Genomic DNA, 9648 nt, shown 5'->3' on the forward strand with positions numbered 1-9648 from the left:
CATCCTGACCGAACGTCACGGCCATCGCATCGCTGTGATCGAGAACGAATACGGCGAGGTGGACGTCGACAGCGACCTGGTGCTCGCCTCCGACGAGGAAATCTTCCAGATGCAGAACGGCTGCATCTGCTGCTTCGTCGACGTCCGCAATGACCTGATCGACGTGATGAAGAAGCTCCTGAGCCATAAGGACAAGTTCGACCACATCATCGTCGAGACCTCGGGCCTTGCCGACCCGACGCCGGTCGCCACCGCCTTCTTCGTCGACCGCAGCGTGGCCGAAGAAGTGGAGCTCGACGCCGTCGTGACGCTGGTGGACGCAATGCACATCGACCAGCATCTCTATGACCCGGTGCTCGACGGCAGCGACAACCAGGCGGTCAACCAGATCGTCGCGGCTGACCGCATCCTCGTCAACAAGATCGACCTTGCCGGCGAGGAGGCCCTCGGCTCGCTGGAAAGCTCGTTGCGCCGGCTCAACCAGACGGCGCCCATCCTGCGCTCCAGCTACGGCAAGGTGGACCTCTCCAACATTCTCGGGGTCAAGGGCTTCCGGCCGTCCTATGTCCGCGAGCGGGCGGAAATCCTCGACATCGACATGGATGACGATCACGACGCCGACCATCATCATGATCATGATTGCAGGGAGCCATGTTGCGACCACTCCCACCACGACCATGGGCACCACCATCATCATGACCATGAACGCGAGCACGCTCCCGCCCTGCGGCCACACCAGCACGATGCGACGGTGAAATCCCACTCCTTCGTCTATCCCGAAGCCTTCGATGGCGAGAAGCTTGGCGGTTTCCTGAAGAACTATCTCGGCGAACACGGGGGCGACATCTTTCGCACGAAGGGCATCGTATCCGTTGCCGGCGACGACCGCTTCTTCGTGCTTCAGGCCGTGCACAAGCTCGTCGATTTCCGCCCGGACCACGCCTGGGGCGAAGACCGACGGAAGTCGAAATTCGTGTTCATCGGCCGCAATCTCGACCGCGAAAGTATCGACAGAAACTTGCGTGCATGCCTGGTGCCTTAGCAGCGAGTCTCCAACGCCGGACGGCGCTTGCGTAAGCCTTCTGTCTGAGCCGCCCGCGCCCCTCCAGCGCGGGCGGTTGCTGCTGCTTATGTCGTAAAAAGCTATTTAAAAATAATGGCTTAGATATATTTTTGAGTTGACATAAATCGCGCGGAGTGGTTCTTTTGAAGGCGAGTAGAAGCACCGACAATTGCTCACCGTCTGTTGGAAGATGAGGCTGCGATGTCGATGCTGATCACCAAAGGAACGCCCGGTTGCCCCGCCCTGGGAGCTAATGCGCCGGTCTGTTTCCTCCGTCTTCGGCATTTCCTGAGATCGCGGATCCACGCCCGGCTTCGGCCGGCATGGCGTTCATCGCGCGGCCCCGCATCGACCGGACCCTCTACGACAGGAGAAAACTATGATTATTGACCTGAGCTGCTACCCCACCGATCTGGTGGACCTGGCTTGGCGACACGACGGACCGCCGTTCACCGGCGACAAGCTGCTGAAGATGATGGATGGCCCCTATTATGTGAACGGCAAGCCGCGCCGGATCGACAAGGCCTTCATCCAGCCGCCGCAAGGCAACACCATCTACACTCACGAGGTGATGGATCTCGAAGGCAAGGCCGCCATCCGCCAGTACATGGCCTACACGGAAAAGATGGTGACCGAGCATCCGGACCGGTTCCTTGGCTGCTTTGTCTACAATCCGCGCTACGGCACCCAGAACGGCGCCGAAGAAATCGAACGCTACGCCAAGGAGTTCGATTTCAAGATGGTCCAGCTGCAGGCGAACATGCACGCCTACCGCCCGGACCGCGCGCTCGACTGGCTGCGACCGGCACTGAAGAAGTGCGCGGATCTCGGCCTGATGGTGAAGGTCCATACCGGTGACGGTCCGTACTCGATCCCGACGGAGTTCTACCCGATCATCCGTGAGTTTCCGGAAGTCAACTTCATCCTGGCGCATTTCGGCGTTCAGACCGGCGGCGTCTATGTGTTCGAGCCGATGCAGATGGCGCTCGACACCCCGAGTGTCTACGTGGAATCCGGTTGGTGCCTGCAGTCGCGCATCGTCGAATTCGCCAAGGTGCTGCCCAAGCACAAGATCCTCTTCGGCTCCGACACGCCGCCGAACGAACCGGGCATGTGGATCAACCTCCTGGAAGTCCTTTGCCACGAGCCGCCGCAGGGCCTGAACCTCGATGAGGATACGCTCGAAGATTACCTCGGCAACAACGTCGCCCGCATGATCGGGCTGGAAGCGACGAAACCACCGGCCACCGTCGAGGAAGCCGAGGCGTATCTGCGTCAGCACGGCGTCGCCCTTGCCGCGTAAACTTGAACGGAGTGAACAATGATCATCGATACCCATCTTCACCCGACCAACCTCGTCGACGAGGCGTGGCGTCACACGGGCGAGCCCTTCACCGGCGAGCGCATGCTCAAGCTGATGGACGGTCCCTACATGATCAACGGCAAGCCCCGCCGGATCGACATGGGCTTCATCCAGCCGCCGCCGGGCAACACGGGCTACCGCGACGGCAACCGCAAGGGTCGCGACGGTATTCGCGACTACATGGCCTATTGTGCCGAGCTTTGCCAGAAGTACCCGGACCGCTTTATCGGCAACTTCAACTACAACCCGCGCTGGGGACCTGAAAACGGCGCGGCGGAGCTGGAATTCCACGTCAAGGAATACGGCTTCAAGATGCTGAAGCTGCACGCCAACATGCACGGCTATCGGCCCGACCGCGCGCTCGACTGGTTGCGTCCGGCGATGAGGAAGTGCGCCGAACTCGGCGTCGTGGTGCTCATCCACACCGGCGACGGCCCGTACACCATCCCGACGATGTTCTACCCGATCATCCGCGAGTTTCCGATGGTCAACTTCATCATCGGTCACTTTGGCATCCAGACCGGCGGCAACTATTCGTTCGAGTCCTTCTGGATGGCGATGGATACCCCGAACGTCTATTGCGAGTCCGGCTGGTGCTTCCAGTCGCGCATCGTGGAATTCGCGCAGCAATTGCCGAAGAACAAGATCGTCTTCGGTACGGACAGCCCGCCAAACGATCCGGGCATGTGGCTGCGCGAACTGGAAGTGCTCTGCAAGGATCCGCCGCACGGCATCAACCTCTCCGAGGACGATCTGGAAGGCTATCTCGGCAACAACATCGCCAAGCTCGTCGGCATCGACCCGTCGCCCCCGCCGCGTGACCTGAGGGACGCTCAGGCGCGTCTGAAGGATAGCTATGCCGGTGTCGACCGGGCCACGGGCAAGCACAAGGAATTTGCCTGAGTAAAGACGACGGCGCCTATTCCGGGCGCCGTCACCCTCCAGTCGCGCCGAGGCCGAGTTATGACCCAGTACCACAAGCAAGACGTCCGCAGCTTCCTCGCCGACTACCGGGCGGAACACCCTGATGATGTCATCACCATCGACCAACAGGTCTTAGACGATCAGGATGCGACAGCGCTGATCTGGAACCTGGCTGAGCGGGGGCGACATCCCATGCTGCACCTGAAGGATGTCAGCGGCGTCGGCAGCGAGGTACTCTGCAACATCTTTGCCTCACGCGATCGTATCGCCCGTCTGCTCGGTTCGACCGCCGACAGGCTGCACGAGGCCTACCAGGCGCGCGCCAACCGGCCGTTCACGCCGGAAGTCCTGAAGCAAGGTCCGGTCACCGAACAGATTATCTCGGGCGATGCCGTCGATCTCGACGCGTTGCCGATGCTCAAGCACTTCGACACGGATCGGGCGAAATACATCACCAGCGGCATCATCATCGGCGAGCATCCCGAAACCGGTGCCGGCAATCTCAGCTACCATCGCGCGATGATCCATTCGAAGAATTCGCTCGCGACCTCGCTGCATTCGCGCGGCCACCTCTGGCGGCTGATGAACTTGGCAAAGGAGAAGGGCAGGCCGATGCCGGTCGCGATGGTCATCGGCGGCCATCCGCTCTTCATGATCGCAGCCTCCGCCCGCCTCGCCTTCGGCGAGGACGAACGCGATGTCGCTGGCGGCCTGATGGGCGAGCCGCTCCAGGTGGTGCGGACGCCAAAATACGGCATTCGTGTTCCCGCCCATGCCGAGATCGTGCTCGAAGGTGTGCTGGATCCCGAGGCGCATGTGGAGGAGGGGCCTTTCGGCGAGTTCACAGGCTATTCCTCCGACCGCTCGACCAACAACCTTTTCACCGTCGAAACCGTCATGCGCCGGCGTGATGCCATCCTCGTCAGCGTGGCCGGCGGCAATTCGGCCGAACACCTCAATCTCGGCCGCGTGCCGCGCGAGGCCGAGGTGGTGGAGAAGCTGAAGGCGCGCTTTCCCTCCATCACCGCGGTGCACTACCCCTCGTCGGGCACGCATTTTCACGCCTATATCGCCATGAAACATACGCGTGATTCGGAAGAGAGGCAGGTCATGCAGGGGCTTTTGGGTTGGGACCAGTACTTGAAGACCGTCGTTGTGGTGGATGCCGACGTCGACATCACCCGCGACAGCGAGGTACTCTGGGCGCTTGCCACCCACTTCCAGCCGCATAAGGATGTCGTGATCATAGAGGGCCTGCCGGGCAACGCGCTCGACCCCTCCGCCAGCGGCATTGGTACGACCTCACGCATGGGGCTCGATGCGACGCGTGGCCTGAATTTCCACGGCGTGCGCGCTCGCATCAGCGACGAGGCATGCGTACGCGCCGCAGCACTCCTGAGAAGCGTGGGATAGGCGATGACCCATGCAAGACGGATGATCGTCGGCATTTCGGGCGCGTCGGGTGTGGTCTATGGCAAGCGCATCCTCGAACTGCTGCGTGACCTCGAGATCGAGACACACCTGATCATGTCGCGTGCCGCCTGCATCACGCTTGCGGCCGAGGCGACGTTTTCCAGGCAGGATCTCGAGGCGCTGGCGACGACCACCCATTCCAACAAGGATATCGGCGCCGTCTGTTCCTCCGGCTCGTACAAAACGCTCGGCATGATCGTCGCGCCCTGTTCGGTCAAGACGCTGGCCGAGATCGCCACGGGCACGACGGACAACCTCATTTCCCGCGCGGCCGACGTGGTGCTGAAGGAACGCCGTCGTCTCGTCCTGATGCTCAGAGAAACGCCGCTTCATCTCGGCCATATCCGCAACATGGCGCAGGTGACCGAAATGGGCGGCATCATCTATCCGCCTGTCCCGGCCTTCTATGCAAAACCCCAGAGCATCGAAGACATGGTCGACCACACCGTCGGTCGGGTGCTCGATCTCTTCGATCTCGATCCGGGTGTTGTGCGCCGCTGGCTGGGATCGCAGGGAGTGGAATGACATGACGGCCCGCATCGCCGCCGCTTCGCAGACGCCGGCGCCAGAACCCCGCGCGGCCTTCATCTCGGATGATGCGATTGATATCCTTGCCTTCGCCGTTCAGTCGCTTGAAAAGGGGCGCGCTGTCGCCCTCGCAACGCTTGTCGAAATCCGCGGTGGGGCGGCACGCCCTCTTGGCGCGCAAATGGTCGTGCGTGATGACGGTCTCTATTGCGGTTTCGTTTCGGGTGGCTGCACCGAAGCTGCCGTCGCCGCAGACGCGATGATTGCCCTTGGAAAAGGCATGGATCGTCACCTTCGTCTTGGCGAAGGATCTCCCTTTTTCGATATCGTCCTGCCCTGCGGCGGCGGCATCACGCTTGCGATCCACGTGTTGGCGGATGCCGCAGTCTTGCGCCAGGTGTTGATCGCCCTTGATCGCCGCACGCCGGTGTGTCTGCGCTATCATCCGGGCAAGCACTCGCTCTCTTTGCTGAAGGGCGAAGGAGCAAGCGGCTGGGATGGCGAGTGGTTTGTGCGGGCCTATAGGGCCAAGCCACGGATCGTCGTTGCCGGCACGCCGCTGGAGGCAGGAGCACTCGCCCGCGTTGCCGTCGCGGCGGGCTACGAAATAGTCGAGCTTGAACGTGGCCAAGTGCCGGCGCCAGACGAATTGGACGCTGACACGGCGGTCGCTCTCCTGTTTCACGATGTCGACCGTGAATTACCAGTGCTGACCACGGCGCTGGCGTCAGACGCTTTCTACATTGGCGCCCTTGGCAGTCGTCGCACACATACCAAGCGTTGCGAGGCCCTGCTCGCGTGCGGGCAACCGGATAGCGTGCTTGCCCGTATCAAGGCGCCGATAGGCATCTTCGACAAAGCAAGGGATGCATGCGCACTCGCCGTCTCCGTTGTTGCAGATATCGCGCATGCGCGGGCGCGGTTGGAAGCGGCCGTCAATCCAAATTCTCGCCGTCGCGAACAAGTTCCCCAAATTGATAAAATGTGACCGCCTCACCGCGTCCGCGAGCCGCGCCTCCCGTCCCAGAGTGTGTCCTCTGGAACCTTGCGATGTCGTTCGCGGATTGCCTTAGCGGACTGGCAGACTGCGCTGACGGGCGCCTGGTGGGTTCATTTTGAGATTGGTGAGGCTTTCAGCCTCAACCGGATTTCCCCGGGAGGAGCCGCCGGCTTCGCTTGGTGGATTGGTCGGTATCGCGGAACGCGGGATTTATCATGCCGCGAAGCACGGCGTAGTTGGTCTGACCAAGAGCGCGGGGCTCGAATACGCCGCCAAGGGAAGCCGGCTCAACGCCATCTGCCCCGGCATCATCGAGACACCCATGGTAACGAGAATGCTTGAAACTCAGCCCGATGCGATGGATGCATTGATGCAGGGCGTTCCTATGGGCAGGCTCGGTAAAGCGGAAGAGATCGCCGACGCTTGTTGATACGACGATACAAATAAGCAGAAGCACAAACAGAATTGGCGCGACGCAGCGACAGGATTTCAGGCGTCGTATCTCGCGTGCATCCACAACGCGCCCGTCCCGCGCGATGATACCACAGCGGTTTGCATGGATCGCTTGCGACGTTCATCGGAAATAGCGGTCGTACGGAGAACTTCAAGGCGGGCGATCGGGCCTTGAGGTCTTCCAGCTTCGCTTCTTCAGGCGCCTCCGCGATCCAGCCGAGGTGGCTCCGATTGACTGCCGGCTCAGTGAGCAGTTGACCAAGCGCTTCGATAGAAGATTGCTCCAGGCCCCGGATCAATACGCGATGAGCCTGTCGGCGTGCCGCCTCACGCGCAGCCACGGTGACCAGCGTGCGATAGTCGCTCGCCCACAGGCTGAAGGTCCAACGCTGCGACGATCTCGCGCGCATGTTCGCGACGTGTTTCCTTCCGTTGGGCATAGAGCCTGAACACCGCAGGGTCGATGCAAAGCTGGTCGGCGAAAATAGAGACGACTGCCGGAGGCGGGACATGCCGGGGTAGCGCCATCTCTTCATTGCCAATATTCTTTCATCCGAAAGCTCTATAGCATCGGCTGAAGGAGCTGCCGTAGTAACCTGACAAGCTCGTGTGGCTGCGCGGGTTTCGTGATCGATGGGCGTCCGATGAATGCAGGGTAACCGTTCACCCCTCGTCCTCGGCGGCGCTGTAGATTTCGAAAGGCACACCGACCTGGGAAAGTGCCTCTGCCACGGGAATGGTAGTTATTCCTCCCAACGGATTGATATCGAGTATGGCTGCTGTCTGTTTGTGGATGATGAGGTCAAGCGCGGTGGCAGCATCGGCGGCGGGCCCTAGCACGCGAAAATTCGCCTTCTCCAGGACGGATTGGATCTCAACCGCCATAAGGAACTCATCATCAACCACCAAGATCAGCGGTTGATCTCAGGTCGCCGACGACAAGGTATTGTTATCATTTTCGGTAGCTTCCTGTTGTGACATGCCGCATCCCCACTATCGGTAATCCAGGGAGGGGAATTTGGCTCCAGCCAACACAGGGGCCGGTGGAAAGTCCCGCGGGTCCGAGGTCAATGCATCAGTATAGTCGGCAATTAGCTTTTAGCCAGCGACACAGGAACCAGTCGCTTCCCGGAGCGTTTGTGGACTGAAAAAGGATCTTGCCATGCGACGACAGGCGTCAGTCACTGTGCCACAATTATTGCAAGGCTTGCGCGCTTTCGCGTCGTCGCTGCGCAATGACCGAACCGGCGCAGATACGCTTGTGACATTTTCAATCGAGCAGGCGTTGATAGAAATCGACAGTATTGATCCCACCGGGGAGATTGAACTTTGGCTGCAGAACGAGATGCGGCTCGCACATCATAGGCGGGACCCGCGATGTTTCGACGTTCGATGGTGGGAGGCTGCACGAAGGCGAAGCCAGCCGCGAAACCATCGCATGAGAGAGACGTCACTCACCCCAAACACGCATTATAGACGCGCGACTACGACGCTACGAGTTCCGCTCACAGGAACCGCCTCCTATTGGGAAATTGGGCCGAGGCTTCTTTTCCGCAGCTCCGTTGGCTCACTCAAACTCGATGAGGTACGGGCGGTCCTTGATCGCATTCTAAGAGAACGTCTGCTGTTGCCGGCATCTCCAGAAGCCGAACGGATGGGAGCCAGATTGATCGAGTTGTATCGAGGCGGCATTCGCAACGCGGCCTCTCTTCACGCAGTTGCGATCCGGAGTTTTACGTTATGGCCCTAGGGCAATCGTGCAACAAGCTGTTGCACGATTTGGTCGTCGGGGAACGCCTCAGCAAAGGCGCGCATATATATGAGGTTTCGTGGCGAAAGGCCCCGCCATTTCAGGGAAATCGCGCCGAAGGTCTGCGGCGGGCCGATCGATGACGCGGCTGCCCCATCCCTCAACGTTCTGACGCGCCAAGATCTCGCAGCCGAATGCCTCAATAGAGTAGAATGAGTTCTCGGTTGACAGCAACGGCCCCCTTGAGGCGCGCTGATCGGATTCGCTCCTTAAGCTGGGAAAGGAGAGAGGCGTAACCGTCACCGTCAGACGAAGAGATGGGAGGTAGTCCTTAGCAGACCCTATGATATCGGCGCCACCGGAGTGCATTTCAAGGCTTCCAAAGTCTGGCGCATGGTCAAAGTCCTCGTCCACACCGCGAAAGGCCCCGATCCATCACATACATTCGCATGGCTTGCAGGACGTGCAGGTGCTGCACAACGTTGCCGATCGCCAAGGCCTCTTCGTTCGCTTTGCGATGCGTAAGACCATTTCCAGCTCGGAACACCGGTGTCATCGCGCTTGGCATGAGGTGTCCACCTACGAGGTGGACACCAAGTATGGATGCGGGTCAAAAACTCGCTGTGGGGCTGTCGAAATGGAAGACGCCGCTTTGATCAAAGTTCGAAAGATCGCCTTGTTGCGGCTTGCCCTGAACCCGGCGCATCGGTATCGAAACTTGCGCGCCTGCGCGGGGTGAACGCGAACCTATGTTCACGGTGTATTCGCAAGCTTTTCCGCGGTAGCCGGCATGCGGGTTGTCGAGCGCTTGAGCGGGCGCATGCTGAATCTCCGGTTCCTGCTGGGAGCTTTTGACGAGAATGGCATTCTTTTGTCTATTCAGAATTTTCCGTCGCCGGTGATCCGTTCCATATTCCGTGCGTATTTCGATTGGGAAATTAATAGAACGGAATGTGATGGTTAAAAAGCCTGCCAGCCACCCCAATATCAAACACGGCGGCATCGGAGTGCTGCTGGTCAATCTCGGTACGCCCGACGATACCGACTACACCTCGATGCGCCGCTACCTGAAGGAGTTCCTGACCGACCGGCGG

The 9648-nt window shown here is 60.2% G+C and carries 11 protein-coding genes; 9 read left to right on the forward strand and 2 right to left on the reverse strand.

From position 1 onward, the window contains the following. From I8N66_RS33570 to I8N66_RS33600, 7 genes are all read left to right on the forward strand, one after another. On the forward strand, window positions 1–1042 hold a 1042-nt coding region (locus I8N66_RS33570), incomplete at its 5' end, for a GTP-binding protein (protein ID WP_291163703.1). Window positions 1043–1442: 400 nt separating this feature from the next. Next, window positions 1443–2366, forward strand: coding sequence for an amidohydrolase family protein (locus I8N66_RS33575; RefSeq protein WP_034791747.1), 924 nt, complete (start codon window positions 1443–1445; stop codon window positions 2364–2366). Window positions 2367–2384: 18 nt separating this feature from the next. Further along, window positions 2385–3329, forward strand: a complete 945-nt coding sequence (locus I8N66_RS33580; protein WP_113541401.1) for an amidohydrolase family protein — start codon at window positions 2385–2387, stop codon at window positions 3327–3329. A 60-nt stretch (window positions 3330–3389) separates the two neighbouring features. Further along, window positions 3390–4763 carry a UbiD family decarboxylase gene (locus I8N66_RS33585; protein WP_291163724.1) on the forward strand — a complete coding sequence of 458 codons (1374 nt, stop codon included), beginning with the start codon at window positions 3390–3392 and terminating at the stop codon, window positions 4761–4763. A 3-nt stretch (window positions 4764–4766) separates the two neighbouring features. After that, complete coding sequence (locus tag I8N66_RS33590) at window positions 4767–5348, forward strand: UbiX family flavin prenyltransferase (protein WP_113541399.1); 582 nt, start codon at window positions 4767–4769, stop codon at window positions 5346–5348. Window position 5349: 1 nt separating this feature from the next. After that, a complete protein-coding gene (locus tag I8N66_RS33595; protein ID WP_291163729.1) occupies window positions 5350–6339 on the forward strand; it encodes an XdhC family protein in 990 nt (329 codons plus the stop codon). A gap of 136 nt (window positions 6340–6475) precedes the next feature. Then, complete coding sequence (locus I8N66_RS33600; protein ID WP_291163731.1) at window positions 6476–6781, forward strand: SDR family oxidoreductase; 306 nt, start codon at window positions 6476–6478, stop codon at window positions 6779–6781. Between the two features lie 350 nt (window positions 6782–7131). Here the strand turns inward: I8N66_RS33600 and I8N66_RS33605 are convergent, their stop codons facing one another. Both I8N66_RS33605 and I8N66_RS33610 read right to left on the reverse strand, forming a co-directional pair. Then, a complete protein-coding gene (locus I8N66_RS33605) occupies window positions 7132–7332 on the reverse strand; it encodes a DUF4158 domain-containing protein (RefSeq protein ID WP_291163734.1) in 201 nt (66 codons plus the stop codon). Between the two features lie 135 nt (window positions 7333–7467). Continuing rightward, the gene (locus I8N66_RS33610) at window positions 7468–7689 is read right to left on the reverse strand and encodes a hypothetical protein (RefSeq protein WP_162768979.1); all 222 of its coding nucleotides are present in this window, start codon (window positions 7687–7689) and stop codon (window positions 7468–7470) included. A 1468-nt stretch (window positions 7690–9157) separates the two neighbouring features. On the opposite strand from I8N66_RS33610, the gene I8N66_RS33615 reads away from it, so the two are divergent. Both I8N66_RS33615 and I8N66_RS37635 read left to right on the forward strand, forming a co-directional pair. Further along, entirely contained in the window at window positions 9158–9409 is a 252-nt protein-coding gene (locus I8N66_RS33615; protein WP_113541395.1) for a transposase, read from the forward strand. 86 nt (window positions 9410–9495) lie between these two features. Continuing rightward, the coding region (locus I8N66_RS37635; RefSeq protein WP_365888294.1) for a ferrochelatase at window positions 9496–9648 on the forward strand (153 nt) is incomplete at its 3' end.

It is taken from the genome of Ensifer sp. SSB1 (genome assembly GCF_016652895.1).
In the GTDB taxonomy this organism is placed as follows: domain Bacteria; phylum Pseudomonadota; class Alphaproteobacteria; order Rhizobiales; family Rhizobiaceae; genus Ensifer.

Excerpts from the sequence above, each read along its gene's own strand:
- I8N66_RS33575 (WP_034791747.1), top strand. The coding sequence starts at position 1,443 with ATGATTATTGACCTGAGCTGCTACCCCACCGATCTGGTGGACCTGGCT.
- I8N66_RS33580 (WP_113541401.1), top strand. The coding sequence starts at position 2,385 with ATGATCATCGATACCCATCTTCACCCGACCAACCTCGTCGACGAGGCG.
- I8N66_RS33585 (WP_291163724.1), top strand. The coding sequence starts at position 3,390 with ATGACCCAGTACCACAAGCAAGACGTCCGCAGCTTCCTCGCCGACTAC.
- I8N66_RS33590 (WP_113541399.1), top strand. The coding sequence starts at position 4,767 with ATGACCCATGCAAGACGGATGATCGTCGGCATTTCGGGCGCGTCGGGT.
- I8N66_RS33595 (WP_291163729.1), top strand. The coding sequence starts at position 5,350 with ATGACGGCCCGCATCGCCGCCGCTTCGCAGACGCCGGCGCCAGAACCC.
- I8N66_RS33605 (WP_291163734.1), bottom strand. The coding sequence starts at position 7,332 with ATGGCGCTACCCCGGCATGTCCCGCCTCCGGCAGTCGTCTCTATTTTC.
- I8N66_RS33610 (WP_162768979.1), bottom strand. The coding sequence starts at position 7,689 with ATGGCGGTTGAGATCCAATCCGTCCTGGAGAAGGCGAATTTTCGCGTG.
- I8N66_RS33615 (WP_113541395.1), top strand. The coding sequence starts at position 9,158 with ATGCGGGTCAAAAACTCGCTGTGGGGCTGTCGAAATGGAAGACGCCGC.